General features: G+C 64.0%; 29 protein-coding genes and 1 tRNA gene. 15 read left to right on the forward strand and 15 right to left on the reverse strand.

What is annotated here, in order from left to right; genetic code table 11:
• Both RFM41_RS20770 and RFM41_RS20775 read left to right on the forward strand, forming a co-directional pair.
• The coding region (locus tag RFM41_RS20770; protein ID WP_320319293.1) for a transposase at window positions 1–402 on the forward strand (402 nt) is incomplete at its 5' end.
• A 174-nt stretch (window positions 403–576) separates the two neighbouring features.
• Entirely contained in the window at window positions 577–738 is a 162-nt protein-coding gene (locus RFM41_RS20775; RefSeq protein WP_320250624.1) for a hypothetical protein, read from the forward strand.
• A gap of 15 nt (window positions 739–753) precedes the next feature.
• Here RFM41_RS20775 and RFM41_RS20780 read toward each other — a convergent pair whose 3' ends face one another.
• From RFM41_RS20780 to tkt, 7 genes are all read right to left on the reverse strand, one after another.
• A complete protein-coding gene (locus RFM41_RS20780; RefSeq protein ID WP_320250626.1) occupies window positions 754–1,479 on the reverse strand; it encodes an SGNH/GDSL hydrolase family protein in 726 nt (241 codons plus the stop codon).
• Between the two features lie 65 nt (window positions 1,480–1,544).
• Complete coding sequence (locus RFM41_RS20785) at window positions 1,545–2,279, reverse strand: DUF899 domain-containing protein (protein WP_320250628.1); 735 nt, start codon at window positions 2,277–2,279, stop codon at window positions 1,545–1,547.
• A gap of 254 nt (window positions 2,280–2,533) precedes the next feature.
• The gene (locus RFM41_RS20790; RefSeq protein WP_320250630.1) at window positions 2,534–3,559 is read right to left on the reverse strand and encodes a class I fructose-bisphosphate aldolase; all 1,026 of its coding nucleotides are present in this window, start codon (window positions 3,557–3,559) and stop codon (window positions 2,534–2,536) included.
• A 218-nt stretch (window positions 3,560–3,777) separates the two neighbouring features.
• On the reverse strand, window positions 3,778–4,974 hold the full coding sequence (locus RFM41_RS20795; RefSeq protein WP_320250632.1) for a phosphoglycerate kinase: 1,197 nt from the start codon (window positions 4,972–4,974) through the stop codon (window positions 3,778–3,780).
• Between the two features lie 104 nt (window positions 4,975–5,078).
• Complete coding sequence (locus tag RFM41_RS20800; RefSeq protein ID WP_320250634.1) at window positions 5,079–6,968, reverse strand: potassium/proton antiporter; 1,890 nt, start codon at window positions 6,966–6,968, stop codon at window positions 5,079–5,081.
• Window positions 6,969–7,129: 161 nt separating this feature from the next.
• Complete coding sequence (gene gap, locus RFM41_RS20805; protein WP_320250636.1) at window positions 7,130–8,140, reverse strand: type I glyceraldehyde-3-phosphate dehydrogenase; 1,011 nt, start codon at window positions 8,138–8,140, stop codon at window positions 7,130–7,132.
• A 165-nt stretch (window positions 8,141–8,305) separates the two neighbouring features.
• The gene (gene tkt / locus RFM41_RS20810) at window positions 8,306–10,297 is read right to left on the reverse strand and encodes a transketolase (RefSeq protein ID WP_320250638.1); all 1,992 of its coding nucleotides are present in this window, start codon (window positions 10,295–10,297) and stop codon (window positions 8,306–8,308) included.
• A gap of 260 nt (window positions 10,298–10,557) precedes the next feature.
• Between tkt and RFM41_RS20815 the strand changes: the two genes are divergently transcribed.
• The 3 genes from RFM41_RS20815 to RFM41_RS20825 all read left to right on the forward strand — a co-directional run bounded on the left by RFM41_RS20815 (window position 10,558) and on the right by RFM41_RS20825 (window position 12,050).
• Window positions 10,558–10,830, forward strand: a complete 273-nt coding sequence (locus RFM41_RS20815) for a DUF4164 domain-containing protein (protein WP_023763725.1) — start codon at window positions 10,558–10,560, stop codon at window positions 10,828–10,830.
• Between the two features lie 4 nt (window positions 10,831–10,834).
• A complete protein-coding gene (locus RFM41_RS20820) occupies window positions 10,835–11,200 on the forward strand; it encodes a cell division protein ZapA (RefSeq protein WP_320250640.1) in 366 nt (121 codons plus the stop codon).
• A gap of 190 nt (window positions 11,201–11,390) precedes the next feature.
• On the forward strand, window positions 11,391–12,050 hold the full coding sequence (locus RFM41_RS20825) for a peroxiredoxin (protein WP_320250642.1): 660 nt from the start codon (window positions 11,391–11,393) through the stop codon (window positions 12,048–12,050).
• A gap of 502 nt (window positions 12,051–12,552) precedes the next feature.
• On the opposite strand, the gene rpoH is transcribed toward RFM41_RS20825, so the two are convergent.
• Complete coding sequence (gene rpoH / locus RFM41_RS20830) at window positions 12,553–13,464, reverse strand: RNA polymerase sigma factor RpoH (protein WP_320250644.1); 912 nt, start codon at window positions 13,462–13,464, stop codon at window positions 12,553–12,555.
• Window positions 13,465–13,678: 214 nt separating this feature from the next.
• Window positions 13,679–14,743 (reverse strand): RluA family pseudouridine synthase, encoded by a 1,065-nt coding sequence (locus tag RFM41_RS20835; RefSeq protein ID WP_320250646.1) that lies wholly within the window; start codon window positions 14,741–14,743, stop codon window positions 13,679–13,681.
• 26 nt (window positions 14,744–14,769) lie between these two features.
• Between RFM41_RS20835 and RFM41_RS20840 the strand changes: the two genes are divergently transcribed.
• The 3 genes from RFM41_RS20840 (at window position 14,770) to RFM41_RS20850 (ending at window position 15,738) form a co-directional block, all read left to right on the forward strand.
• Window positions 14,770–15,153 (forward strand): fimbrial protein, encoded by a 384-nt coding sequence (locus tag RFM41_RS20840; protein ID WP_320250649.1) that lies wholly within the window; start codon window positions 14,770–14,772, stop codon window positions 15,151–15,153.
• An 11-nt stretch (window positions 15,154–15,164) separates the two neighbouring features.
• Window positions 15,165–15,578, forward strand: a complete 414-nt coding sequence (locus RFM41_RS20845) for a VOC family protein (RefSeq protein ID WP_320251039.1) — start codon at window positions 15,165–15,167, stop codon at window positions 15,576–15,578.
• Window positions 15,579–15,663: 85 nt separating this feature from the next.
• A tRNA-Glu gene (locus RFM41_RS20850) sits at window positions 15,664–15,738 on the forward strand.
• 42 nt (window positions 15,739–15,780) lie between these two features.
• Here RFM41_RS20850 and RFM41_RS20855 read toward each other — a convergent pair.
• The 4 genes from RFM41_RS20855 to RFM41_RS20870 all read right to left on the reverse strand — a co-directional run bounded on the left by RFM41_RS20855 (window position 15,781) and on the right by RFM41_RS20870 (window position 18,857).
• Entirely contained in the window at window positions 15,781–16,035 is a 255-nt protein-coding gene (locus RFM41_RS20855; RefSeq protein ID WP_320250650.1) for a hypothetical protein, read from the reverse strand.
• Between the two features lie 86 nt (window positions 16,036–16,121).
• Window positions 16,122–16,628, reverse strand: coding sequence for a Rab family GTPase (locus RFM41_RS20860; RefSeq protein WP_320250652.1), 507 nt, complete (start codon window positions 16,626–16,628; stop codon window positions 16,122–16,124).
• On the reverse strand, window positions 16,628–18,223 hold the full coding sequence (locus RFM41_RS20865) for an OmpA family protein (protein ID WP_320250653.1): 1,596 nt from the start codon (window positions 18,221–18,223) through the stop codon (window positions 16,628–16,630). The genes RFM41_RS20860 and RFM41_RS20865 overlap by 1 nt, the downstream gene beginning before the upstream one ends.
• 274 nt (window positions 18,224–18,497) lie before the next feature.
• Window positions 18,498–18,857 carry a hypothetical protein gene (locus RFM41_RS20870; protein WP_320250654.1) on the reverse strand — a complete coding sequence of 120 codons (360 nt, stop codon included), beginning with the start codon at window positions 18,855–18,857 and terminating at the stop codon, window positions 18,498–18,500.
• 337 nt (window positions 18,858–19,194) lie between these two features.
• Between RFM41_RS20870 and RFM41_RS20875 the strand changes: the two genes are divergently transcribed.
• The 4 genes from RFM41_RS20875 (at window position 19,195) to RFM41_RS20890 (ending at window position 20,959) form a co-directional block, all read left to right on the forward strand.
• On the forward strand, window positions 19,195–19,587 hold the full coding sequence (locus RFM41_RS20875) for a YidB family protein (protein ID WP_320251040.1): 393 nt from the start codon (window positions 19,195–19,197) through the stop codon (window positions 19,585–19,587).
• Window positions 19,588–19,690: 103 nt separating this feature from the next.
• Window positions 19,691–20,032 carry a DUF2853 family protein gene (locus RFM41_RS20880; protein ID WP_320250655.1) on the forward strand — a complete coding sequence of 114 codons (342 nt, stop codon included), beginning with the start codon at window positions 19,691–19,693 and terminating at the stop codon, window positions 20,030–20,032.
• Window positions 20,033–20,181: 149 nt separating this feature from the next.
• Window positions 20,182–20,604 (forward strand): large conductance mechanosensitive channel protein MscL, encoded by a 423-nt coding sequence (mscL, locus tag RFM41_RS20885; RefSeq protein WP_320250656.1) that lies wholly within the window; start codon window positions 20,182–20,184, stop codon window positions 20,602–20,604.
• 154 nt (window positions 20,605–20,758) lie between these two features.
• Complete coding sequence (locus RFM41_RS20890) at window positions 20,759–20,959, forward strand: hypothetical protein (RefSeq protein WP_320250658.1); 201 nt, start codon at window positions 20,759–20,761, stop codon at window positions 20,957–20,959.
• Window positions 20,960–21,152: 193 nt separating this feature from the next.
• Here RFM41_RS20890 and RFM41_RS20895 read toward each other — a convergent pair whose 3' ends face one another.
• On the reverse strand, window positions 21,153–21,818 hold the full coding sequence (locus RFM41_RS20895) for a response regulator transcription factor (RefSeq protein WP_320250659.1): 666 nt from the start codon (window positions 21,816–21,818) through the stop codon (window positions 21,153–21,155).
• Between the two features lie 4 nt (window positions 21,819–21,822).
• Window positions 21,823–22,896: a sensor histidine kinase gene (locus RFM41_RS20900; protein WP_320250661.1), complete on the reverse strand. Its 1,074-nt coding sequence runs from the start codon at window positions 22,894–22,896 to the stop codon at window positions 21,823–21,825.
• Between the two features lie 147 nt (window positions 22,897–23,043).
• Between RFM41_RS20900 and RFM41_RS20905 the strand changes: the two genes are divergently transcribed.
• From RFM41_RS20905 to RFM41_RS20915, 3 genes are all read left to right on the forward strand, one after another.
• Window positions 23,044–23,469, forward strand: coding sequence for a helix-turn-helix domain-containing protein (locus RFM41_RS20905; protein ID WP_320250662.1), 426 nt, complete (start codon window positions 23,044–23,046; stop codon window positions 23,467–23,469).
• Window positions 23,470–23,696: 227 nt separating this feature from the next.
• On the forward strand, window positions 23,697–24,002 hold the full coding sequence (locus RFM41_RS20910; protein ID WP_320250663.1) for a hypothetical protein: 306 nt from the start codon (window positions 23,697–23,699) through the stop codon (window positions 24,000–24,002).
• A gap of 197 nt (window positions 24,003–24,199) precedes the next feature.
• Window positions 24,200–24,781: a VOC family protein gene (locus RFM41_RS20915; protein WP_320250664.1), complete on the forward strand. Its 582-nt coding sequence runs from the start codon at window positions 24,200–24,202 to the stop codon at window positions 24,779–24,781.
• Window positions 24,782–24,795 lie beyond the last annotated feature (14 nt).

Consider the following 24,795-nt stretch of genomic DNA (forward strand, 5'->3'; position numbering starts at 1 on the left):
GTCTCGGCCTTCATCGCCACCGCCTTCGCCCAGGAGACGGCAGAGGCCGCAAGCGTGCAATGGCGCGCCGTGGCCGACCAGATCCGGCCCAAGGTGCCGAAGCTCGCCACCATCATGGACGAGGCCGAGCACGACGTGCTCGCGTACATGACTTTCCCGAAAGAACACCGCGTCAAGCTTCACAGCATCAACCCGATCGAGCGTCTCAACGGCGAGATCAAGCGCAGGACCGAGGTCGTCGGCATCTTCCCCAATGACGATGCCATCGTCCGTCTCGTTGGCGCGTTGCTGCTTGAACAAAATGATGAATGGGCCGTGCAGCGGGCGCGCTACATGACACTTGAGACCATCAGCCAGATGAGCGATGATCCGCTCATCAGCCTGCCGGCAGTGGCGCGCTGATCATTCCGGCGCTTGCCGGAGAGCACGGCGACCAATGCCGCCAGCTACACCACATCCCGGGACATGATCCCCCCCGCGCGGTTCGGATGAACCCATTTCTGTCAGGAATGCCCTGCCCAAAGGGTGCCCTCAGAACGGCTTTGACAGCTGCCATCGTTGCTGGTCAAAGGCGGCATGACGAAACTGCTCGCCCTAGTCATCATTGGCATCATGCTGATCCAGGTCATCAAGCCGCTGGGATGGCCGGGCCTGAAGCGGCGCGGCGATTTCTGGAAGCTGGCGCTGCTGGCGATGGGCGCGATCTCGCTTGCCGCCGTATTGGGGCATTGGACTTAGGCTTGGCCGATTTGGCTAGGCTGTTTCACCGCCCAGCACGAAATCCAGCAGATGTTCCGCCCAGGCGCGATAGCCGGCTTCCGAGGCGTGGAAGCCGTCGGACGCGAAGCCGGCTTCGGGATTGGTGATCGGCAGGCGCGCGGCTGCGATGGCGCCGCGCTCGTTGCAGAGCCGCACGCCCATGCGGTTCATTTCCGTGGCGCGGATCTCGAGGATCCTGCCGAGCAATGGCGGCATCGCCGGCGCCCGGGTGAATTCCAGCACCGGCGACCACACCACGCGCGCTTCCGGCCATTTGGCGCGCAGGGCGTAGAGCAGGCCGCCGAACTCCTTCTTGAAGCGCGGCACAGAGTGAAAATTCTTGGTGTCGTTGGTGCCGATGGCAAGCACGATATGTGTCCATGGGTCGGCCGAAAGGTTGGGCAGGACGAAGTCGCGAATCTGGCCGGATGTCGCCGAATTGAAGCCGGCGGCGCGCCAGCGCACGGCGCTGCCGGTGCGCTCGGCGATCAGGCCGGCAAGCTGCGCGGCAAGTCCGTATTCGGATTGCTCGATGCCGACCGACGCGGCGGAAGAGTCACCGAGGACAAGCAATGCGATGGCCGGCGCCTTGCCTGGTATTTCGTGCAGCACCGGGCCGCGCGCCGGCAGCATGCGCGTGGTGCGGCGGCGCACGCCGAGGCCCTGCCAGACATAGACCGGGAAAGCGAGCCAGGTGAGGAGGGCAAGCAGGCGCTGCATGGCGGTTCCGTTACGATGACCCGCAAGCCATTAGCGCATGTTTCGTCCGAGGTGAACGAGGCCGATTACTCGCGGCAGTCCGGCCGGTCTTTGTCCTGGTATTCGTCGTGGAGGCGCACCCAGTCCATCAGGTTGTGATACGGGCCAGTCTCGTCGCGGCCCTTCGGCGTCATGTCGAGATAGTGATAGGCGCCGATCAGCGCGTCGCCGCCTCGGGCACGCGACATGAAGGTGAGGAAGATGTCGCCGCACTCGTTGCGATAGAAGATGCTGGCGCCGGGCAGGTCCTTCGACCGCAACGGGCGCTTCTCGAAATTGTAGGTGGTCTCGCCGGCCGCGATCTGCCTGTCGGTGAAGGAGACCTGCAGGTCGAAGTTGAAATCGGAGGCGTAGGACGACATCCAGTCAAATTTCCACCCCATGCGCTGCTTGTAGGGCAGGATCTCCGCCAGCGGCGCGCGCGAGACGACGACCAGCGAGACGTCGTGGTGTTTCAGATGCTGGTTGGCGCCGTCGATATGGTCGGCGAGGAACGAGCAGCCCTGGCAGCGGTGATCGCAGCCCGGCGCCATCATGAAATGATAGACGATGAGCTGGCTCTTGCCGGCGAACAGCTCGGCCAAGCGTTTCGGCCCTGCCTCGCTCTCGAAGACATAATCCTTGCGCAGCTTGAACCAGGGCAACTGCCGCCGCTCCGCGGCGATAAGGTCTCGGAACCGTGTCAGCTCCTTCTCGCGCTCGAGGTGCTTGCGATGCGCCTCGAACCAGTCTTCGCGCGAAACCACGGCATTGCGTTGCATGACCATCTCCTGTCCTCTCCTGCCAAGGACGTTCGACATCGGCTCAACCCGACATAAAGCGCGTCGCGTAGAACGAATTCAGGCGACGCGCTTTATGTTCTCGTTTTTATGCATGTCGTATTCCCAAAACCGGCGCACACTTTTGGGCGACATGCATCGGCCGCCGCGTTTCGCTGCATCAGGTAGGAATGGGCGTGCAAAAAAACAAAACCCGGGCCAGTGGCCCGGGTTTTCGATGCGCGAGATGAGTAGCGTCAGGCGGCCTTTTCCAGCGCCGGCTGCCATTTCCCGAGCGCCGCCAGATGATTCATATGGGCGCGGTGCGTGAAGGCGGCCTGGCCGGCTGCGACGTTCGCGGCCTTGCCGCTCCACGCCTTCTGCGGCGCGGCCTGCAACGCGCGGCCATAGGAGAAGGTCAGCTTCCAGGGGTGCGGGCCGATGGCGTTGATGGCGTTGAGATTGGCGGTCGCCTCCTCGTCCTCCTGTCCGCCGGAGAGGAAGGCGATGCCGGGCACCGCCGCCGGCACCACTTCGCGGAACAGTTTTATCGTCTTCTCGGCGATTTTCTCGGGGCTGTCGGTCTTGCCCGACTTCTTGCCGGAGATGACCATGTTGGGCTTCAGGATCGAGCCTTCGAGCACGACGCGGGCCGCGTAGAGCTCGTCATAGAGCTTGACCAGCGTCGCCTTCGAGACGTCGTAGCAGGTGTCGATCGAGTGGGCGCCGTCCATCAGCACCTCCGGCTCGACGATCGGCACGATGCCGGCTTCCTGGCAGAGCGCAGCGTAGCGGGCCAAAGCATGGGTGTTGGATGCGATCGAATTGGCCGAAGGCACGCCCTTGCCGGTGTCGATATCGATCACCGCGCGCCATTTGGCGAAGCGGGCGCCGAGCTTGTAATAGTCGGCGAGCCGCTCGCGCAGCCCGTCCAGGCCCTCGGTGATGGTGTCGCCGGGAAAGCCGGCGAGCGGCTTGGCGCCGAGATCGACCTTGATGCCGGGAATGGCGCCGGAGGCCTTGATGATGTCGACCAGCGGCGTGCCGTCGGCGGCCTTCTGGCGGATGGTCTCGTCATAGAGGATGACGCCGGAAATGTATTTGGACATCGCGTCGGAAGCGCGGAACATCATCTCGCGATAGTCGCGCCGGTTGTCGGCGGTCGACTCGACGCCGATGACGTCAAAACGCTTCTTGATGGTGCCGGAACTCTCGTCGGCGGCCAAAAGGCCCTTTCCTCCGCTCACCATCGCGGCGGCGATATCTTCGAGACGTTCGCTCATGGGTGCTCTCCTACGCTGCGTTTGTTCCGCGCTAGAGCAGGATGACGGTTGGTTGAACCGTCATCCTGCTCTAACTCTTTGTTGGAGCATGATCTTTTCCGAAAACCGGTTCCCACTTTTCGGGATCGTGCTCTAGCAGAACACTACCGCCAAAGGAATGACGCCGGAAAGCGTGAATCGATTGAAAGTCTAGGGCGCTTTTGCCGTTCCCGGATTGTTTACCGCTTCAGCACCTCGACGCCGGGCAGCGGCTTGCCTTCCATCCATTCGAGGAAGGCGCCGCCGGCGGTCGAGACATAGGTGAAGTCGTCGGCGACGCCGGCATGGTTGAGCGCGGCCACCGTATCGCCGCCGCCGGCGACCGAGACAAGCTTGCCTTCCTTGGTGCGGGCCGCGGCATGCTTTGCCGCCGCCACAGTGGCACGGTCGAAGGGCTCGATCTCGAAGGCGCCGAGCGGACCGTTCCAGACCAGCGTCGCGGCGCGGTCGATCCAGTCGTTGACGCTCTGCACGGTCTTTGCGCCGACGTCGAGGATCATGCCGTCGGCCGGCACGTCCGCAATGGCGACGGTCTCGCTGGGCGCACCCGCCTTGAATTCCTTGGCGACCACGCCGTCAGCGGGCAGGATGATGGCGCAGCCGGCTTCCGCCGCCTCGATCATGATCTGCTTGGCAGTGCCGGCGAGGTCATGCTCGCAGAGCGACTTGCCGACGTCGGTGCCGCGCGCGGCCAGGAAGGTGTTGGCCATGCCGCCGCCGATCACCAGCGCGTCGACCTTCTTCACCAGGTTCATCAACAGGTCGATCTTGGTCGAGACCTTGGCGCCGCCGACGATGGCAACCACCGGCCGTACCGGATCGCCAAGGCCCTTTTCCAGCGCGTCGAGCTCGGCCTGCATAGTGCGGCCGGCATAGGCCGGCAGCTTATGCGCGAGACCTTCAGTCGAGGCATGCGCGCGATGCGCGGCCGAAAAGGCGTCGTTGACATAGATGTCGCCATTGGCGGCGAGCTTTTCGGTGAAGGCCGACTCGTTCTTCTCCTCGGCCTTGTGGAAGCGGGTGTTCTCAAGCAGCAGCACGTCGCCGTCCTTCATGGCGTCGACGGCCTCGGCAGCCTTGTCGCCAACGCAATCGGCGGCAAAACCGACGGGGCGGCCGAGCACTTCCGCCGTCGCGCGGGCGATCGGCTCCAGCGAGAACTCGGCCGACGGGCCGTCCTTCGGGCGGCCGAAATGCGCGAGCAGGATGACCTTAGCGCCCTTTTTCGAGAGTTCGGCGATGGTCGGCGCGATGCGCTCGATGCGGGTGGCGTCGGTCACCTTGCCGTCGGCGACGGGAACGTTGAGGTCGACGCGCACCAGCACGCGCTTGCCGCTGACGGCGCCGATATCGTCGAGTGTCTTGAAGCCGGCCATGGTCGTTCCCTTTCCGCGAAAAACGCGGCGACCTTACCCGGCGCCGGGGACGATGCAAGCGCCGCGTTGAAGCGGGCGCGCAAAAATGATGTCGGCGTGAGACATCAGCCTTCGCTGGTTGCCTTTTGTCCATCCGGCCCGGGCGCCGCCGCATCGGCCGGCGCGCCCTCGGTAGCATGCTTTTCCGCCGGCTTGCGCCAGTTTCGTATCAGAGCGGCTATGCGGTCGGCGATCTCGCCGGCACTCAGGAAAACCGGCACGCGCGCCACCGGCGCGGTCGGCTCGAAGGACAGGCCAAGCCCGGTGATCCTGCCTTTCTCATCGACATCGCGCACGATCAGCTCGATCGGGCCGATCATCACGCGGTCGGCATATTCGGGATGGCCGCCGAGCCGCTCGGTGACAAGCGCTGCGACGGTGAGCTTCTGCTCGGCCTCGGTCAGGCCCGGCGCATAGGCGGCTTCGAGCTCCGCCGCCGAGCGGGCGGGATCGAGCGCGAAGGCGCCGAAGAAGTCGGCATCCTCGGGATCGACCACGGCGCGGCTGGCAAAAAGCTTGTCGAGTAGGCGCGGGTAGCGGTCCGGCACGAAGATGTAGACCTGATCGCCGGCAGCGAGCCGGCCCATATCCTGGAAGCGCATCGAGCGGCCGTCGCGCAGCACCAGCGAGGGCCTGGCCCAGCGCGGGATGCGCTCGCCGCGCGCCACCGGGCTGCCGGGCGCGACGCGATAGGCAAGCAGCTCATGATGGGCCGAACCCGGCAGTTCGAGCTCCACCTTGTCCAGCGGCCCGAGACGGGCAGGGACGACGAGGCCCAGGCGCCGCGCCAGCGGACCGACCGTCCAGCCCTGCACCACCAGCGACACGAGCACGATGATGAAGGCGGCGTTGAAGATCAGCCGGCCATGCTCGAGCCCGCCGAGCAGCGGCGTGATGGCAAGCAGGATCGAGACCGCGCCGCGCAGGCCGACCCAGGAGACGAAGGCGACCTCGGGGCGCGGCAGGCGGAACGGAATCAGGCAGAGCCAGACGGCCAAAGGCCGCGCCACGAAGATCAGGAACAGCCCAAGCAGGATCGCCGGCACCAGGATCGCCGGAAACTGCGAGGGCGTGGCGAACAGGCCGAGGATCAGGAACATGATGATCTGCGCCAGCCACGACATGCCGTCCTGGAAGCGCTTCAGGATGGTGACGGCGCGGATGTCCGAATTGCCAGCGATCAGACCCGCAAGATAGACGGCGAGGAAGCCCGAGCCGCCGATGGCGCCTGCCGCGGCGAACACCATCAGCGACAGCGTCAGGACGAAGATCGGCAACAGGCCGTGGTCGAGATTGAGCCGCTCGACAAGGCGCACGATGCCGAAGCCGCCGAGCACGCCGATAATGGCGCCGAGCCCCATATTGGCAAGGAAGCCGAGCAAGAGGCTGGTGGCCAGCACATTGGCTTCCGGGTTGGCGTGCGCGGCGATGATCTCGACAAGGGTGATGGTGAGGAAGATGGCGATCGGATCATTGGTGCCGGATTCCACTTCGAGCGTCGAACGCACGCGCTCGCGCAGATGGATTTCGCCGGCGCGCAGCAGGAAGAACACGGCTGCGGCATCGGTGGAGGCGACGGCGGCGCCAAGCAGCGAGGATTCCAGCCAGTTGAGATTGAGAACATAGGAGGCGGCGGCGCTGAAGATGGCCGTGGTCAGGATAACGCCGATCGTGGCCAGCGACAGCGCCGGCCCGGCCGCCTGACGCAGCGCGCTAAGCGGCGTGCCGAAGCCGGAATCGAACAGGATGATCGCCAGCGCCAGTGAGCCGGCAAAATAAGCCACCCGCGCATTGTCAAATGCGATGCCGAGGCCGTCGACGCCGGTGGCAAGGCCGATGCAGAGGAAGAGGAGCAGCAGGGGAGCGCCGAAGCGAAAGGCGATCAGGCTCGAAAACGCGGCGGCGACGATGAGTGCCGTGCCGACCAGCGTCACGAGATAGATCGCATGCTCCATCCGCTATTGCCCCTCCAGAATCCCCATTATTCCCGCTTTACCGGAGAGTGGGGCGAAGACATGACCAGTACAAGGCAACAGCATGTTTTTTGGCTCAGCCGGCCAATAAAAAAACGCCCGGCCAAGCCGGGCGTTTTCAAGACTCCGAAGCGAGCCTTGGATCAGGCGATGGTCTTGCCGAAGGCGACGGCGGTGTCGCCCATGCGGTTCGAGAAGCCCCATTCGTTGTCGTACCAGGAGAGCACCGAAACGAGATTGCCGTCCATCACCTTGGTCTGGTCGAGCGCGACGATCGAGGAATGCGGATCGTGGTTGAAGTCGATCGAGACGTTCGGGTGATGGGTGACCGAGAGCACGCCCTTGAGCTTACCCTTGGAGGCGGCGACCAGCGCTTCGTTGATCTCTTGCGGGGTGGTCGAACGCTTGGCGACGAATTTGAGGTCGACGACAGAGACGTTCGGGGTCGGCACGCGGATCGAGATGCCGTCGAGCTTTCCCTTGAGGTCGGGCAGCACGAGGCCGATCGCTTTGGCGGCACCCGTCGAGGTGGGGATCTGCGACAGCGCCGCGGCGCGGGCGCGGTAGAGGTCCTTGTGCATGGTGTCCAGCGTCGGCTGGTCGCCGGTGTAGGAGTGGATCGTCGTCATCATGCCCTTCTCGATGCCGACGGTCTCGTGCAGCACCGCCGCCAGCGGCGCCAGGCAGTTGGTGGTGCAGGACGCGTTCGAGATGACGATGTGGTCCTTGGTCAGCTTGTCGTGGTTGATGCCGTAGACGACGGTGAGGTCGGCGCCTTCGGCCGGCGCCGAGACGATGACGCGCTTGGCGCCGGCGGTCAGATGCGCGGCGGCCTTGTCGCGGGCGGTGAAGATGCCCGTGCATTCGAGCGCGATGTCGACGCCGAGCTCCTTCCACGGCAGCTGGGTCGGATCCTTGATTGCGGTGACCTTGAACTTCTCCGTGCCGACCGAGATCTGGTCGCCGTCGACGGTCACCTCATGCGGGAAGCGGCCATGCACGCTGTCGTAGCGCAGGAGGTGCGCGTTGGTCTCGACTGGGCCGAGGTCGTTGACGGCGACAACGTCGATGTCCTTGCGGCCGGATTCATGGATGGCGCGCAGGATATTGCGGCCGATGCGGCCAAATCCGTTGATGGCAACTCTGACGGTCATTATTCTCTCCCTTGGGGGCTGGAAAGCGGATAGGTCCGCTGTTTCATAACGGCGGAAGGCGCAAGAATCCAGCCGCAGAAGGTCGCATAGAAGGTCGCATCTAAATCGATTAGGTGGTTCAGCCCGGCAGAGCCGTCAATCGGCGCCGCCGGGCTTGGCCCATCCTTACTTGCCGTGCACGCGGGTTTCGACCGCCTTGGCCGCGGCCTCGGCGGTGATGCCGAAATGCGGATAGAGCTGCTCGATCGAGCCCGAGGCGCCAAAACCGTGCATGCCGACGAAGATGCCGTCGGTGCCGATCAGGTGATCCCAGCCCTGGCGGATGCCGGCCTCGATCGCGACCTTCACCTTGGCGTTGCCAATGGTCTTCTTGCGGTAATCCTCGCTCTGCTGGTCGAACAGCTCGAAGCAGGGCACCGAGACGACGCGGGTCGGATGGCCATGCTTTTCAAGCAGTTCGCGCGCGCCAAGCGCGATCTCAACCTCGGAGCCGGTGGCGAAGATCGTCACCACGGCCTCGCCGCTGGCGGCAGCAAGCTCGTAGGCGCCCTGGCTGGAGAGGTTCTTCGCCGAATGCTCGGTGCGCACGGTCGGCAGGTTCTGGCGGGTCAGCGCCAGGGTCGAGGGCGTCTTTTCGGATTCCAGCGCGATCTGCCAGCATTCGGCGGTTTCGACCGCGTCGGCCGGGCGGAAGACATTGTGGTTCGGGATGGCGCGAAGCGCGGCCAGATGCTCGACCGGCTGGTGGGTCGGGCCGTCCTCGCCAAGGCCGATCGAGTCATGCGTCATGACGAAGATCGAGCGGATGCCCATCAGCGAGGCCAGGCGCATCGACGGGCGGGCATAGTCCGAGAAGCACAGGAAGGTGCCGCCATAGGCGATCAGGCCGCCGTGCAGCGTCAGACCATTGATGGCCGCCGCCATGCCGTGCTCGCGGATGCCGTAGTGGACATAGCGCTGGCCGTAATCGTCGGGCGTGATGTTCTTGGTCTGGCTGGTCTTGGTGTTGTTGGAGCCGGTCAGGTCGGCCGAGCCGCCGATCGTCTCCGGCACCGCGCCGTTGATGACCTCCAGCGCCATTTCCGACGATTTGCGGGTAGCGACCTTCGGCTTGTCAGCCGAGAGCTTCTTCTTGTAGTCGCCGATGACGGCGTCGAAGTTGGAGGGCAGCTTGCCGGCAAGGCGGCGTTCGAACTCGCCCTTGAGCTTGGGCTCGGCCTTGGCCAGACGGCCTTCCCAGTCGGCGCGCGCCTTGGCGCCGCCCTTGCCGATGGCGCGCCATGCGTCGAGGATGTCGGCCGGGATTTCGAAAGGCGGCGACTCCCAGTTGAAGAATTTGCGGGCGCCGGCAATTTCCTCGGCGCCCAGCGGCGAGCCATGCGCCTTGTTGGTGCCGGCCTTGGTCGGAGCGCCGAAGCCGATAGTGGTCTTGCAGGCGATCATCGTCGGCTTGTCGGAATGGCGGGCCGCCTCGATCGCGTAGGCGATCGCTTCCGGATCGGTGCCGTCGATGTGGCTGGCGTTCCATCCGCTAGCCTGGAAGCGGGCGACCTGGTCGGTGTTGTCGGCCAGCGAGACCGGGCCGTCGATCGAGATGTTGTTGTTGTCCCAGAAGACGATCAGCTTGTTGAGCTTCAGATGCCCGGCCAGCGCGATGGCTTCCTGGGAGACCCCTTCCATCAGGCAGCCGTCGCCGGCCAGCACATAGGTGTAGTGGTTGACGAGGTCGTTGCCGAAGGCGGCGTTCATGATGCGCTCGCCGAGCGCGAAGCCGACCGAATTGGCAAGGCCCTGGCCGAGCGGACCGGTGGTGGTCTCGATGCCGGCGGCATGGCCGTATTCGGGATGGCCGGCTGTCTTGGAGCCGAGCTGGCGGAAATTCTTGATCTGGTCGATCGTCATGTCCTCATAGCCGGTGAGGTAGAGGAGCGAATAGAGCAGCATCGAGCCGTGGCCGGCCGACAGGATGAAGCGGTCGCGGTCGGCCCAGTGCGGTGCCTTGGCGTCGAATTTCAGGAAACGGCTGAACAGCACCGTGGCGATGTCGGCGCAGCCCATCGGCAGGCCGGGATGACCGGAGTTCGCCTTCTCGACGGCGTCCATGGAAAGGAAACGGATCGCGTTGGCCATCCGATCATGTTGTTCACGCGAGGTCATGCTTCCTCCGGAAGTGGGTTGGAGCCTGGGGAGAACCCTTGGAAAAGGATGCCGCGACACATAGCAGGCGCGGCCTTTTAGTCAACAAATCGGGACGGATTTTGCCGGGCTTGTGATGGCATCGAGCGCCTTACATTAGCGATAGCGGGGGACAGTCGCGAGAGCTTTGTTGACGCGCCCTTCACCCGGTGCCTAATCTTTCCGAGGTAACGCGTTCTGAACGCGCGCGATTCGGTGATGGGCAGGGCATAGGACGAGCCATGACCGGGGAAACGACCCTCAAGGAAGTCATCGCCAGGCTGGGCAAAGCCATGGAAGGGCTGGAAAACGCCGTGGCGGCGAAGCTCGAGCATGAGCGCGATTATTCGGAAGCCGAGGCCGAGGTGCAGCGCATGAACGCCGACCGTTCGCGCCTGGCGCAGGAGCTCGACAATTCCGAAGCGCGCGCCGAGCGGCTGGAAGATGCCAACAAGGAAGTGTCGCGGCGGCTGGTGACCGCCATGGAAACCATCCGCGCGGTTCTGGACAGGTAAGGCAATGGCACAGGTCACCGTTTCCATCGACGGCAAGCAGTACCGGATGGCCTGCGACGAGGGCCAGGAAGAGCACCTGATCGACCTTGCCGAGCGCTTCGACCGCTATGTCTCGCATCTGAAGGACTCCTTCGGCGAGATCGGCGACCAGAGGCTCACCGTCATGGCCGGCATCATGGTGATGGACGAGCTCTCGGAGCTCACCAAGCGCGTCAAGGGCATGGAGAGCGAGGTGCTGACCTTGCGCAAGACGCGCGACGAGGCGCTGACCAAGGCCGACAAAAGCGATAGCGTGCTCACCACCGCGCTCGGCGCGCTGGCGCAGCGCATGGAAGATCTCAGCGCGACGCTGGCGATAAAGAAAGCCTGAGCGGCTTACTCTCTATCGGAAGTAGAAAATCCTCCCGCGGCTCACCGATGGCGGCGAAAATTTTTGTTCCGCGCGGGTCACGGCCATCGTGTGCGGCGTTTTACCAATGCCATGATAGTGCTAGGGTTCGGAGCCGGCGACGGCCAGCCGCAAGCCGGCTACAATTTTTCAAAAAGGGTAGGGATAGGCCATGAGTCTTCGTATCAACGATATCGCGCCGGATTTCACGGCCGAGACCACGCAGGGCACCATCAAGTTTCACGACTGGATCGGCGACGGCTGGGCGGTGCTGTTCAGCCATCCGAAGAATTTCACCCCGGTCTGCACCACCGAGCTCGGCACCATGGCCGGCCTCGAAGGCGACTTCAAAAAGCGCAACGTCAAGATCATCGGTATCTCGGTCGATCCGGTGTCGAGCCACGACAAGTGGCAGGCCGACATCAAGACCGCCACCGGCCATACGGTGAACTACCCGCTGATCGGCGACAAAGACCTCCATGTCGCAAAGCTCTATGAAATGCTGCCGGCCGGCGCCGGCGAGAGCTCGGAGGGCCGCACGCCGGCCGACAACGCCACCGTGCGCTCGGTCTATGTCATCGGCCCCGACAAGAAGATCAAGCTGGTGCTGACCTATCCGATGACCACGGGCCGCAACTTCGACGAGATCCTGCGCGTTATCGATTCCATCCAGCTGACCGCCAAGCACCAGGTGGCGACGCCGGCCAACTGGAAGCAGGGCGACGACGTCATCATCACCGCCGCGGTCTCCAACGAGGACGCGATCAAGCGCTTCGGGGCGTATGAGACGGTGCTGCCGTATCTGAGGAAGACGAAACAGCCATCGGCGTGAGCTATTCTTTCTCCCGTTCCACGGGGAGAAAGTGCCCGAAGGGCGGATGCGGGGCGGCGCGGCGTTCGATGGTGAGCGCCAAGCTGCTTCGGTGGGCGATTAACCTCGCAACCTCAGTGCTGCCCCTCATTGTCCTGCCCATCCTTCGCTGCAACTGGGTTGCAGCCACGGAGGGCGGACCGGGCATTTCCCCCCGTGAACGGCAGGGCAATCGCCTATGGCAGCGCTGCCCCCTCTCCGTCTCGGCGCTGCGCGCCGAGCCACCTCTCCCCCATGAATGGGGGAGAGGAAACGCCGATCGCCAAAGGCGCAGCCTTCGCAAGCCTGGGCTCCTCGCCCCCGCCAGAGGCGGGGGAGAGGTGGCTCGGCGAAGCCGAGACGGAGAGGGGGAGCGCCATATGCGATTGCCCTGCCGTTCACGGGGAGAAAGGGCTAATCGCTGCCTTCGCCAAACAAAAGGCGGCGCCGAAGCGCCGCCTTTTTCATTCCTACCTTGAGCCGATCAAGCCGCCGGCTGCGCCTCGATGGTGCGCAGCGCCTGCATCTGGCGCTTGGCGGCGGCCTTGACCGCGTCCTGCACCTTCTCGAAGGCGCGCACCTCGATCTGGCGCACGCGCTCGCGGCTGATGTCGAACTCGGCCGAGAGCTCTTCCAGCGTCAGCGGCTCTTCGGCGAGGCGGCGCGCCTCGAAGATGCGCCGCTCGCGATCGTTGAGCACCGAGAGCGCGCCCGACAGCATGGAGCGCCGGTTTTCCAGCTCATCCTGCTCGATCAGCATCTCTTCCTGGCTTTCGTGGTCGTCGACCAGCCAGTCCTGCCATTCGCCGGACTCGCCTTCGCTCGCCCGGATAGGAGCGTTGAGCGAGGCGTCGCCCGACAGGCGGCGGTTCATCGACACCACCTCGGCCTCGGAAACGTTGAGGCGGGTGGCGATCTCGGCGATCTGGTCGGGCTTCAAGTCGCCTTCGTCGAGCGCCTGGATCTTGCCCTTCACCTTGCGCAGGTTGAAGAACAGGCGCTTCTGGTTGGCGGTGGTGCCCATCTTGACCAGGCTCCACGAGCGCAGGATGTATTCCTGGATCGAAGCCTTGATCCACCACATGGCGTATGTGGCGAGCCGGAAGCCGCGCTCCGGTTCGAATTTCTTCACGGCCTGCATGAGGCCGACATTGCCTTCCGAGATCACCTCGCCGATCGGCAGGCCGTAGCCGCGATAGCCCATGGCGATCTTGGCGACGAGCCGCAAATGGCTGGTGACGAGCTTGTGTGCGGCCGAAGTGTCCTGATGCTCTGCGTAGCGTTTCGCGAGCATGTACTCTTCCTGCGGCTGAAGCATCGGAAAGCGGCGGATTTCTTCCAGGTAACGGGCGAGACCGCCTTCACCGGAAACAATACTGGGTAATGATTGGGCCATGATAGCGCCCCCTCTCTCTTTGGAGTGGATGCCCCCGAAGCGGCGGGCATTCGTCACGGATGCCAAAGGCTCATCCGCGACAACCTCTGTATATAGGAACAAAACCAGAAAAGACAGGCATTTGTTCAACGCTAAACAGTCTGTCACGCTGAAGTGAACAACGCCGGTCAGGTTTTTTGATGGCTGGTTTACAGCTTGTTCGTGGCGGGTCGGTTCAAATTTTCCGGAAGTCGCCGACGAGTTCCTCCATGTCTCCCGGTATCGGCGCTTCGAACCTCATCGTTAGATGGGTGGTCGGGTGCCGGAATTCAAGGAGCCAGGCGTGCAGGGCCTGCCGGGGAAAGGCTTTGACCTTGGTTTTCAAGGGTTCCGGCAGCCGGTTCGCCTTGGTGCGGAAGGCCTGCCCGTAATCCGGGTCGCCGACCACCGGGTGGCCGATATGGGCCATGTGGACGCGGATCTGGTGGGTGCGGCCGGTCTCCAGCCGGCATTCGACGAGGCTCGCGGTGGCGAAAGCCTGCTGTCCCTCGCCGAAGCGCTCGACGACGCCGAAATGGGTGACGGCATGGCGGGCATCGTCGCGGCTTTCCGGCACCACCGCGCGGCGGACGCGGTCGGCGGCGCGGCCGAGCGCAGCGTCGATCGTGCCGGTCGGCCGCTGCGGGATGCCCCAGACCAGCGCCAGATAGGCGCGTTCGAGGTCGCCGGTGCGGCCGTGATCGGCAAAGGCCTCCGACAGGGCCTTGTGCGCCCGGTCGGTCTTGGCCACGACCATGACGCCGCTGGTCTCCTTGTCCAGCCGGTGCACGATGCCCGGCCGCCTGACGCCGCCAATGCCGGACAGGCTGTCGCCGCAATGATGGATCAGCGCGTTGACCAGCGTGCCGGTCCAGTTGCCGGCACCGGGGTGGACGACCAGCCCAGCCGGCTTGTTGATGACGATCAGCTCGTCGTCCTCATAGAGGATGTCCAGCGGGATGTCCTCGCCTTGCGGCTCGGCCGGCTCCGGCGCGGGCACCAGGATTTCGATCCGCTCACCGGCAATCAGTTTGCGCTTGGCTTCCAGCACCGCCTTGCCGGCGATGGAGACGGCGCCTTGCCTGATCAGCGCCTGCACGCGGCTGCGCGAGAGCTCCGGCCCGAGCCTGGCGGCGAGCCACTGGTCGAGGCGCTGGCCGGCGGCATCAGTGCCGGCTTCGAGCACGACGGCTGCGCCGGATCCCTCGTCCGCCAATTCGTCCTCTATCAATATCTGGGTCTCTTCGTTATGAGCGCTCATCGAAACCCGTTGCGGATTGTTTAGCCATGGCCCGGCCGATCGCCGAAGAAGATGAGGAAAAGCCGCTCGACCCTGCGGCCGAGAATGTGCGCCGCAAGCTCGTCCGCTTCATGATCGTCAATCTCGGCCTTCTGTTCCTCGCCCTTATGGTGGTGATCGGGGCGCTTGTCTACAAAGCCCGCAATGCGCCGGGGACCGGCCCGGCGCCCGCCGGCGATGTCCAGACTCTGGCCGGCGCGCCGCTCTCGGGCGACATCGTGCTGCCCGTCGGCGCCAAGGTGATCAGCCAGTCGCTCTCCGGCAATCGCTTGTCGATCGATGCCGAGCTGACAGACGGCAGCCATTCGATCTTCGTCTACGACATCGCCGAGCGCCGCGTCATCGGCCAATTCGCAATCCGAAACAAATGAGCCCGCAACAAATGGGCGGCTTTGCCGGAAACCGCAGCGTCGCGACCGTGGCGCTCGTCGTCGCCAGTTACGACGAGGCGGTTCGCTGGTATGTCGAGCGGCTCGGCTTCGTGCTCATCGAGGATGTCGACCTCGGCGGCGGCAAGCGCTGGGTCACCGTCGCGCCGGCGAAGGGCCAGGGCGCGCGGCTGCTGCTGGCGCAGGCGTCTGGCGAAGAGCAGGCAAGCCGCATCGGCAATCAGACCGGCGGCCGGGTCTTCCTCTTCCTCGAGACAGACAATTTTTCCCGCGACCATCAGGCGATGCTCGCCAAGGGCGTCGAGTTCCGCGAGGCGCCGCGCTCTGAGGCCTATGGCACGGTGGCGGTCTTTTCCGATCTCTACGGCAATCTCTGGGACCTGATCGAGCCGAAACGGCAAGGCTGACCTGCCCGCTCGGCAGAGCGCGCGAAAGGATCGAAACCCCAGTTGCTTTTTCCCAGCCGCCAGCCTATGTAGCCGGTTCTTGAGCGCGCCCATCGTCTAGCGGTCAGGACACCGCCCTCTCACGGCGGGAACAGGGGTTCGATTCCCCTTGGGCGTACCAAGCTTCCAAAAAACCGACGTTCGAAAAGATCCAGCAGGCTGGTCATTCCGCAGCCAGCGGGACGGCGGCGGCGAATCCGGCTTCGGTTCTTTCGCGGGATGCTTGCTCCAACAGCCGCGACAGGTGCTGGAGGTGCATCGATTGCGCATCTTCAAGCAATTGCAGAAAGTTGGACGCCTTGCCCCGGGGCAGCCGACTGCGCTTCAGCGCGGCAATGCGCGCGCGCTGGCACTTGATGTGCCGCTCCGCTTGCAGGACGTGGCGTTCCGCCATCTGAATGTCGTCAGCCAGTGCCATTGACGCTAAACGGCCGGGTGGGCCGAGGGTTCCGTACGGGAACCCACCATTCTGAGACACGAATCCCTGACTCGCGGCGGGCCCGGCTACAACTGCCGACGCCGCATTGTTTCGGCGAGTTCGGCAAAGGCTTCCACGATTCCCTCGCCGTTCTTGGCACTCACGAATTTGACGCTCGAGCGCGGCAGTTGGCCGATTTCTTCGGCGCTGCCGGCGGCTTCGGCGAGATCGATCTTGTTCACGAGCGCCCTGTATGGCCTGCCCGGAAATCTTGCCTCGAAGCTACGAACCAGCTCGACCATACGCGTCACCGTTTGCGGGCGCGTCACGTCCGAGACGATGATCGCGGCAGACGCGCCGGTCACATAAACGGTGTCAAAAATACGCGCGCCGAAATCGCCGTCGGTGTCCCACAGAACGAGCCGTGCCGCCTCGCCGCCGCGGACCGGATCGGCGGGAACATCGTAGCTCAGCACCTCGACACCAAGCGTGGATTTGTATTCGCCATCGAAACGATCATGCACGAGGCGGTACATGATCGAGGTCTTGCCCACGCCCATGTCACCCAACAGCATGACCTTTGCGCTGAACATCACTGAAGGCGCTCGGCTTGAAACACGTTTTCGAAGGTGACGCGGCGGTTTCCTTCGCTCGGCACGTCGGAAATCGGCACCGATGACGAACGCGAAACCTCGAACAAGCGCGACGGCTCGATCCCGAGCGAAACCAATTTGCGCACCACCTGATCGGCTCTCTTGCGGGCGACCACGCGGTTGGTCGATTCCGTTCCGGTGTCGTCGGCGTGCCCGACCACACGGATCCTCAAGTCGTTGCCCGCGAGAAGTCCGGCCAGATCGCGGATCTGCTGCTCGGCCTCGGTGTCGTCGGCGAACATGTCGGCCGTGCCGAAGAAGATCGCTGTCGAGGCCATGAAGCGATCAAGCCGCTCGGCGGCGCTGTCGGCGATCGACCGCACCGTCTCGTATTGCTGGCTCCTGGATTTTGTTTCCGCGGCGATCGCCGCGCGTGTTTCGTCGATGTCCGCCTGGAGGCCGGCAAGGGATTGCAGCTCCTCCTGGCTCGGGCCACGCGTCTGATCGATGCGGGCCTGCAGGTCGGCGAGGGACTGCCGTTGACCGGCGAGCGCCTCGCCGGTTTCGCCGGCGGACTTCCGAAGATCGGCGAGAGACTGCTGCAGCTCGGCGATCGCCCGGCGGTTTTCGTCGATGCCCGCCTGGAGGCCGGTCGCCGACTGCCGCAGGGTGTCGATGTCGGCGTGCAGCGCCGCAAACTGTTCCGTGCCCGGAACGACGCCGATCCGGCCGACCACCCGATATGGCGCTGCGGCCTTGGCCAAGGCGCCGATCAGCGGAGCCGTCTCGATCTGGCTGGGCTCGATCCCGGAGACCGAGACGCTGCGGCTGTGATGGTCGAAGTCCAGCCGCAGCGGAAAGCTTTCCAACAGGGGCTGTTTGTCGACCAGTTCCTGGAGCGCGGCGTTCGTACGTCGCTCGAGCATCGTGCGGGTCAAATAGACGCTCGCCAGCCATGCCAGCCCGGCGACGGCGAGAGCCGCGAGCACGAGCAGGACGACCTTTCCGCCCCGACCCGGTTTAGGTTGCGCGGCGGGACCGGCTTCGATCGAGGCGGCCAGCGACGCCAGCGTGGCGGCGTCGCAGTCCTTGCCGCGGTCCATGCTCTCGATCGTGTCGAAGAAAAGCGAATTGATCCTGGCGTCGTCGACCGGGCGAAGGGGGCCGATGCATTCCGCCGCCAGGATGAACCGGGGCGAGGCGCGAAGCACGATCTCGCGTCCGCCGAAATCGAGCTGCTGCAGATTGCCTTCGCCGGCAAGGGCCTGGACGGAAAATTCCAGGATCGCCGCCACCATCGCGCTCAGCAGGTCGGCCCGCTCGTCGGAGGTCTCGTCGCGCTTCCAGTCCGCGACGAGGCGTCCGTTGCCGCGCTCGATCATCAGCAACCGACTGACGCGCGGCGGACTGGCGTTTGCCAGAACGAACTCGCTGATCGGGCGGCCCGTCGCCAGCGACTTGATGCGCCCGATCCACAGCTCCGTGGATGTGAGCGCATTGAGGCGCTGCTCCAGCCGCGTGACGAGTTCCTTGAAGGCGTTCGCCACGGCCGCGCTGACCAGCCGGCCGGTGATCGGGTAGAGCGCATCGACCATGAGGTCGCGTGAGTTCCTGATCTCGCTGCGGATCGCCGAGACCACCGACGGCGCGATGACATTCGCCAGTTCGCGCGGCCGGACGACTTCGGCGCGTTCCAGCGCGGCGACGAGGATGTCGGCCGTTGCCGTTTCCAGCCGGTCGGGGCTGCCGATATATTGCTGAAGCAGAGCAACGTCCGCTCCCAGCGCCTCGAGACGCGCCGCCTCCGTTTGAAAGAGCAGTTTTCTAAGCTGCTCGATCTCACGGTTCTGGCCGGCGGCGGACGTCATGCTACTTTCCCGCGCGGCCGGACCCTAGCCCGCTGATGGTTGCTCCAAGGTCCGAAATCGCGGCGCCGATGTCCCTTTGCGAGGCGAGCCGCTTCTGTTCGGTCTCCCGCTCGAGCTCCAGGACATGTGCCTGCAGGATCGCTAGCTCCTTGGCAAAGTCGGCCTGAAGCTGCTTGATGCTGGCCTGCATCTCCTCGCGCAGGCCGGCAAGGTTGGTCTCGAGCGATCGCTGCGCGCCTCCGAACAGGAGGTTGCGAACCTGATCAATCGTGGCCTCGGGATGGACGGTCGGTTCCGATCCGTTCGCGGATGTGGCTCCATCCTTGGCTTTTCCAGCTTGCTCGGCGCCTTTCATGCTCATTCCCCGGTTTTCCACACTCACTGATACTGTGACGATCGTTATATGAAATCCTAATTCGTGCGACAGGCAACCGACTTGTTGGCCTCGTGCGGCTGTCACGCGTCGGGCGTGGCATTTACGCCGCCCTGTCCATCGTCACCTAACGCAATGACGAGCATCATGCCAGTCGTCCTTCGAACCGGAACGGATCGAGCCCAAGCGCCCCCTATACCGTAAACAGGAGTGCCTGGTTTAAGCGCGATCAGGCTGCTGCCGAAAATGTGACTTTCGTCATCTTCGGTCCTGACCTTCGTCAAGTGTCGCTATCCCGCGAAACGGCATAAACCACACCCGAACGCTGCGCGACGGCGGGCCTGATTTTTCGACGGGAGGTTCCCAGATGGGATTTTTGGACAGTCTGCAAAGCGCCTTGCAAGGCGGGCAGCAGGGCGGAGGCTCGAACCTCCTGGGCGATGCGCTGACCAGCGTCGGCGGTTACCAGGGTGTGGTTGCCATGCTGCAGAAGTCAGGCCTCGGCGATCGCGTCGAGTCGTGGCTGAGCACCAACGCCGCAAATCTTCCAATCGCGCCGGACGAGATCAAGGCGGCGCTTGGCGACCAGCGCCTTCAGCAACTGGCGACCCAGTTCGGAATTCCGCTGGATCAGGTGGCCGGCGTCCTGGCGCAGCATCTGCCGGCCGCCGTCGACAAGGCTAGCCCCGACGGCGTGCTTGCGACGGGCCGCGGCTGACACTTACGGACAGCAAGACAAATCGAGACATGGCTTTGCGGCAACCAGGCCGCGCGGCTCGACGGCAGCATCGCCGTTCGGCCGGAAACGAGAGGGCAAACGTGTGAGCAAGCAAGACGAACTGATCAGCAAATATGCGGCGGACCTGAAGGTGAAGTGCGGCCTTACGGCGGATATGGATCTCCTGACGAAAGTGACGAAGGGCTGCGGCCCGTCGATCTACGACAAGGATGCATCCACCGTCTCGGCCTCGGACAAGGAGGAGTTGGAGCGGGTCAAGAAGAACTTTCTCGTCAAAAGGCTGGGGCTGGCTGAAGACTCGGGCCTGGATGCGGGGCTCGCCAGGGTCATCGACCAGTACGGCCGGACCAATCGCAACAAACATCGCGCGGTCTTCTACTATCTGCTCGTCAAGCATTTCAGGCGCGAAAACGCCTTCGCCTGACGACGGAAGTGGCGGTGGCCTTGGAGCAGTTCGGCGTTTGATGGGATCATAGAATCGCCGACCTGCTCCAAGTATTTGTTTTTACGCAATTCCGGACGGAAAACCGCTTGGCACTTTTCCTGGAATTGCTCTCTCTAGAGGAGATGGGGATGCTGAAAGAATTCCAGGAATTCATTTCCAAGGGCAATGTGATGGACTTGGCCGTCGGCGTCATCATCGGCGCCGCCTTCTCCAAGATCGTCGATTCGCTCGTCAACGACATCATCATGCCGATCATCGGCGCGATCTTCGGCGGGCTGGACTTCAACAATTACTTCTTCGGGCTGTCCTCGAACGTCCATTCGGCCACGTTGGCCGAGGCCAAGAAAGAGGGCGCCGTCTTCGCCTATGGCTCATTCATCACGGTCGTGCTGAACTTCCTGATCCTTGCCTTCATCATCTTCCTGATGGTCAAGGCGGTGAACAATATGCGCAAGCGGCTTGAGGGCGAGAAGCCCGCGCCTGCCGCCGCGCCGCCGCCGGCCGATGTGCAGCTCTTGACCGAGATTCGCGACCTGCTCGCGAGGAAATAACGGGATCCGTTCGATGGGGCCGGGCGCCGGCCCGGCCCCATCGCCTATGCCTCATTTTTCGGTCCGCAAGCCTTCGCTGCCGACCGGCGGAAATCCTCGGCACAGCATCCGCCTTCAACAAGGTCGCCCGCGAACCATGGGCAAGGCTTCGGACATGACGATCGTTGTGGAATTGCTCGCGAAGCTCGACGAGACCATGCGGACCGTGAAAGGCCATCTGGCCGAAATGGATACCGAGCAGCTCAACGCACTTGTAGGCCTGCTTGCGCCTCGACCGTCGATCGGCAGCGCCGAAATGGTTCTGACCATGTTGGCGTTCCGTGAAATCGAAGCTCGCGATGGGGCAAGGAAATAGCCGTTGAGGGGCCGCAGCGAGGCACCGGCTGCCGTCTTCCCCGACCTGCCGCCAAGAGCAGGAACTCAGGTAACAAGACTGCCCGTGGCTTCCCCCTAAACCCCGAGCCGCGGGCCTTTCTGAGCGATCGACGGCGCTGCCGTTGCCGTGCCGGCCCATGGCTTCCGGAACGCGCGTCAACCCGCAAGATCATTCAGCCTATCGTCTTTATGGCCAGCTCGGTCCTGTTCTTGGCACCGCACTTCTCCAGGATCGTGCTGACGTAATTCTTTATCGTACCCTCGGCCAGATGCAGCTGCGCGCCGATCTCGGCATTGCTCTTGCCTTCGACGATCAGTTTCAGGATCTCGTTCTCACGCGCGGTCAGGTCGTTGCGGATCGACGTGCTCGCCGGGGCGTGCCGCGGACGCAACCGCTTGAATTCTTGGAGAATTTTCGCGGCAACACCAGGTGAAAGCGCGGATTGGCCGTTCGCCACGGTTCGGATCGTCGCCGCGATCTCGTCGATCCTGGAGTCCTTCAACAGATATGCCTTGGCTCCGGCGCTGACAGCCTCGAAAATCAGGTCGTTGGTCTCGAAAGTGGTCAGGACCACGATGCCGGTGCCTGGAAATTCGCGCAGGATACGCTGGGTCGCCGTGACGCCGTCGGCGCGCGGCATCTGCAGATCCATCAGGACGACGTCCGGACGGTAGCGCCGCGCGAACTCGATCGCCTGCTCGCCGTCGGCGGCGGCGCCGACGATTTCGAAATCGTCGTTCTGCTGGGCAAGGAGCGTGACGAGGCCTTCCCGGATCAATGTCTGATCCTCGGCGATCAACACGCGTATCCTTTCGGGTCGCGGGCTCGGATCGGTCATCGTTCTACACTCCAGCCGCGCTGGACCGGTCGTTCGTCGCCGACACGGTCAGGGGAAGGGATGTCCGGACCAGCGTGCCCGCTCCCGGCGCGCTTTCCACGGTGCATTGTCCCCCCGCGAGCTCGGCAAATTCAGCCATGCCAATCAGCCCGAAATGGCCTTGCTTGGAGATGGTCCGGTCAAAGCCGCGTCCGTCGTCGCGGATATCGACGACAAGCCTTCGGCCAACTTCCGTTTTCTCCACAGCCGCGTCGAATCGGACCTGTCGCGCCTTCGCGTGCGCCTCGACGTTGCGCAACGCCTCACCGACAATGCGCCGAATCGTCGTCTCGTGATCCTGCAACCCGGGGCGGGCTCCATCATCGATCCGCGTCGAGACCTCGATGCCGGTCTGTTGCGCGAAGTCCGACAGCATCTCTTCGACATCCGAACCCGGTTCGAGGTCGTCGGGCATCCTGAGCCGGGCGATGGCGTCGCGCGCCCGCGCCAGGCCGGTTATCGCGGCCTCCTCGGCAATCGCGAGCCCGTCCGAGACGCGAGCGGGATCGGTCGCCAGAAAGTGCCGCGTCAGCCGGATCTGGGTCAGCAATGCGATGATCGAATGCACGAGCGTGTCGTGGAGGTCGCGCGCCAGGCGGAGCCGTGTGCGGGCGAGCGAGGCGAAGCGCACCTCGGAGTTGGCGGCTTCGAGCTGCTGTTCCATCAAGCGTCGGGCGCGCCGCTCGCTTTCGAACATGATCTCGGCCTGGCGCGCCGTGAAATCAGGCATCGCGATCACGACATAGTGCGATCGATCGCCGTTCCACAAGATGACGGCGGTAACGGGGCGGTCCAGCCCCGGCAATTCGGCCCGCACGCCCGACAAGGCGATCAGATCGCGGCGTCCTTCGGACAAGGCCGCCATCTCGGCCTCCATCCCGACCAGCAGCGTGCACAGGCAACTGTCCGCTCCAAGGGCCGGCAGCCACTCGACCAGGCGCCCCACCTTTTGCTGAACGGTCCTGTCGGCCTGCAAAACAGCAAGCCCGATGACTTCCGCTTGCGCGGCCGGCAGTAATTCGGTGCCGATATCGATCATTCATTCTCACAAAAACAGCCGAAGGGCGCGGCAGTCCACTTTGACGTAAGCCTGAACCGGCCGCAAACGAATATGACTTTCGTCATCATCGCTTCTGACTTTCGCCAGATGTCCCTTCCCGGCCAAAGGAGTTAGGTCGAGGGTGCCATGAAGCTAAACGTCCAATTCATCAAGCACCCAGGCTCGAAGGAACGCATGGTCGTGCTGCCGGAATCCCAGTTCCGCATCCTCAAGCGGACGGCGATGGCGGGTGTGAGCGACCTTGACGAGGCTGCTCCCAACAGCCCCTTGCCCAAGCGCGTCCTCGACAGGATCGCCGCCGGCGAGAACCCGGTTCGTGCGGTCAGGATCCTGCGCGGCCTGAGTGGAAGGCAGCTTGCCGCCCAAGCCGGGATAACCCCCAGCATGCTGTCGCAGATAGAGCGCTCCGGCAAGACCGCCTCCACCAAGACCCTCAGGGCGATCGCGCATATTCTGGAAGTGCCGCTGGGTGCCATTTCGCCTCATCTGTCCGCCGGTATCGGCGGTGTTCCGGCCGATACCGGCAGGACCGTGGCGTGGATCCTGACCTGAGGGACCGAGACGCCTGCGACGGCGCTGGCTTCGGCCACCGTCGGTCATGACCTTCGCCGGATGGCCCGCCTTTGTGGGCCAGGATGGGACGTGCTCCGAGCCGACTGTCGACGGCGCGTGCAACAGGCCTTCGCGCGCTTCGACATCGGCAAGTAAAGCGTGGATTGAGTGAGATGAGTGCAACGGACAGCCGCTCCTCGCGGCCACCGGCGGGGTTCTCAGGGTGGATGGCCACGCATCCGGTGGCGACCGCCGCCCTGATCGCATCCGGCTGCTGCCTGATCCTCATTGTGGTCGGCTCGGTATCGGGCCTCGCCCTCCCTTCAACCATGCATGATCCGGACTTGCTTGTCGTGAACACCACCGACAAAGGCCCGCGCATCATTCCCGGGTCAGGGATCGATTCCGCCTGCAGGGGGCAGAACTGGGGTCATGAATCGAGAGCGTGCCTGGCCGCTATCCGAATCCAAGCCGGACAGCGGCGATCGATCCGCATCATCGCCGACGGCGGCGATGGCTCGCAAGCGCAGTGAAGGCCGCGCGGCTTCTGGCGTAACGTCTCGGATTGAATTAGCATCCCGTCATCAAACGCTCCGGCCGCGATCCGAAGAGATGTGGCAGGCGGAGCGACGAGAACCGGGCGACGGTCGCGTGCCCAGGGCCGATCCACGCGGCCAGGCACCTGGGAACCCGCCAGCCGGCAAGGCGCAAGCGCAGGCGGGAGGAGCCAATGCGGAAGCTGCAGTCGCAAGGCGTTCATCACATCACGCTGGTCGGCGCCGGGCGCCAGACTTCGATCGACTTCTGGGAGGGCGTGCTCGGCATGCCTTTCATCTTCGAGCAGCCCAATCTCGACAAGGCGAGCGAAAGCCATCTCTATTTCGATCCGGGCGACGGGCGGCTGATCACCGTCTTCACCGACGAGAGCCGCACCCCGGTCAAGCGGCGGACGCCGACCGATATCGGCTGCGTCCACCACATCGCGTTCTCGGTGTCGCGGGTCACCTTCCTGCAGGCGGTCGCGCGGCTCGACGAGCGCGGCATCAAGCATAGCGGCGTCAAGGACCGCGGCTTCATGGACTCGATTTATTTCGAGGACCCGCTGGGACTGCTGATCGAGCTTGCTTCCTACCGCTTCGAGCCGCCGGCCGGCTTCACCCACGCCGACGTGCTGATGGAAGCGCACAAGATCCGTGTGGCGCGCGGCGACTACAACATCGCCGAACTGCATCTGGCCGATGCCATCCAGGCGCTGGTCGAGCGGTCACGCGAAACCCTGTCGGAAAACAGGGCGGCAAAAAATCCATATTAACCGGGTCAGAGGGA

The organism is Mesorhizobium vachelliae, assembly GCF_033977325.1.
GTDB classification, from domain to species: Bacteria; Pseudomonadota; Alphaproteobacteria; order Rhizobiales; family Rhizobiaceae; genus Mesorhizobium; species Mesorhizobium vachelliae.

What these genes read in the sequence shown, in the direction of transcription:
- RFM41_RS20775 (WP_320250624.1), top strand. Translation starts at nt 577, where the DNA reads ATGACGAAACTGCTCGCCCTAGTCATCATTGGCATCATGCTGATCCAG.
- RFM41_RS20780 (WP_320250626.1), bottom strand. Translation starts at nt 1,479, where the DNA reads ATGCAGCGCCTGCTTGCCCTCCTCACCTGGCTCGCTTTCCCGGTCTAT.
- RFM41_RS20785 (WP_320250628.1), bottom strand. Translation starts at nt 2,279, where the DNA reads ATGCAACGCAATGCCGTGGTTTCGCGCGAAGACTGGTTCGAGGCGCAT.
- RFM41_RS20790 (WP_320250630.1), bottom strand. Translation starts at nt 3,559, where the DNA reads ATGAGCGAACGTCTCGAAGATATCGCCGCCGCGATGGTGAGCGGAGGA.
- RFM41_RS20795 (WP_320250632.1), bottom strand. Translation starts at nt 4,974, where the DNA reads ATGGCCGGCTTCAAGACACTCGACGATATCGGCGCCGTCAGCGGCAAG.
- RFM41_RS20800 (WP_320250634.1), bottom strand. Translation starts at nt 6,968, where the DNA reads ATGGAGCATGCGATCTATCTCGTGACGCTGGTCGGCACGGCACTCATC.
- gap (WP_320250636.1), bottom strand. Translation starts at nt 8,140, where the DNA reads ATGACCGTCAGAGTTGCCATCAACGGATTTGGCCGCATCGGCCGCAAT.
- tkt (WP_320250638.1), bottom strand. Translation starts at nt 10,297, where the DNA reads ATGACCTCGCGTGAACAACATGATCGGATGGCCAACGCGATCCGTTTC.
- RFM41_RS20815 (WP_023763725.1), top strand. Translation starts at nt 10,558, where the DNA reads ATGACCGGGGAAACGACCCTCAAGGAAGTCATCGCCAGGCTGGGCAAA.
- RFM41_RS20820 (WP_320250640.1), top strand. Translation starts at nt 10,835, where the DNA reads ATGGCACAGGTCACCGTTTCCATCGACGGCAAGCAGTACCGGATGGCC.
- RFM41_RS20825 (WP_320250642.1), top strand. Translation starts at nt 11,391, where the DNA reads ATGAGTCTTCGTATCAACGATATCGCGCCGGATTTCACGGCCGAGACC.
- rpoH (WP_320250644.1), bottom strand. Translation starts at nt 13,464, where the DNA reads ATGGCCCAATCATTACCCAGTATTGTTTCCGGTGAAGGCGGTCTCGCC.
- RFM41_RS20835 (WP_320250646.1), bottom strand. Translation starts at nt 14,743, where the DNA reads ATGAGCGCTCATAACGAAGAGACCCAGATATTGATAGAGGACGAATTG.
- RFM41_RS20840 (WP_320250649.1), top strand. Translation starts at nt 14,770, where the DNA reads ATGGCCCGGCCGATCGCCGAAGAAGATGAGGAAAAGCCGCTCGACCCT.
- RFM41_RS20845 (WP_320251039.1), top strand. Translation starts at nt 15,165, where the DNA reads ATGGGCGGCTTTGCCGGAAACCGCAGCGTCGCGACCGTGGCGCTCGTC.
- RFM41_RS20855 (WP_320250650.1), bottom strand. Translation starts at nt 16,035, where the DNA reads ATGGCACTGGCTGACGACATTCAGATGGCGGAACGCCACGTCCTGCAA.
- RFM41_RS20860 (WP_320250652.1), bottom strand. Translation starts at nt 16,628, where the DNA reads ATGTTCAGCGCAAAGGTCATGCTGTTGGGTGACATGGGCGTGGGCAAG.
- RFM41_RS20865 (WP_320250653.1), bottom strand. Translation starts at nt 18,223, where the DNA reads ATGGTCGATGCGCTCTACCCGATCACCGGCCGGCTGGTCAGCGCGGCC.
- RFM41_RS20870 (WP_320250654.1), bottom strand. Translation starts at nt 18,857, where the DNA reads ATGAGCATGAAAGGCGCCGAGCAAGCTGGAAAAGCCAAGGATGGAGCC.
- mscL (WP_320250656.1), top strand. Translation starts at nt 20,182, where the DNA reads ATGCTGAAAGAATTCCAGGAATTCATTTCCAAGGGCAATGTGATGGAC.
- RFM41_RS20890 (WP_320250658.1), top strand. Translation starts at nt 20,759, where the DNA reads ATGACGATCGTTGTGGAATTGCTCGCGAAGCTCGACGAGACCATGCGG.
- RFM41_RS20895 (WP_320250659.1), bottom strand. Translation starts at nt 21,818, where the DNA reads ATGACCGATCCGAGCCCGCGACCCGAAAGGATACGCGTGTTGATCGCC.
- RFM41_RS20900 (WP_320250661.1), bottom strand. Translation starts at nt 22,896, where the DNA reads ATGATCGATATCGGCACCGAATTACTGCCGGCCGCGCAAGCGGAAGTC.
- RFM41_RS20905 (WP_320250662.1), top strand. Translation starts at nt 23,044, where the DNA reads ATGAAGCTAAACGTCCAATTCATCAAGCACCCAGGCTCGAAGGAACGC.
- RFM41_RS20910 (WP_320250663.1), top strand. Translation starts at nt 23,697, where the DNA reads ATGGCCACGCATCCGGTGGCGACCGCCGCCCTGATCGCATCCGGCTGC.
- RFM41_RS20915 (WP_320250664.1), top strand. Translation starts at nt 24,200, where the DNA reads ATGCGGAAGCTGCAGTCGCAAGGCGTTCATCACATCACGCTGGTCGGC.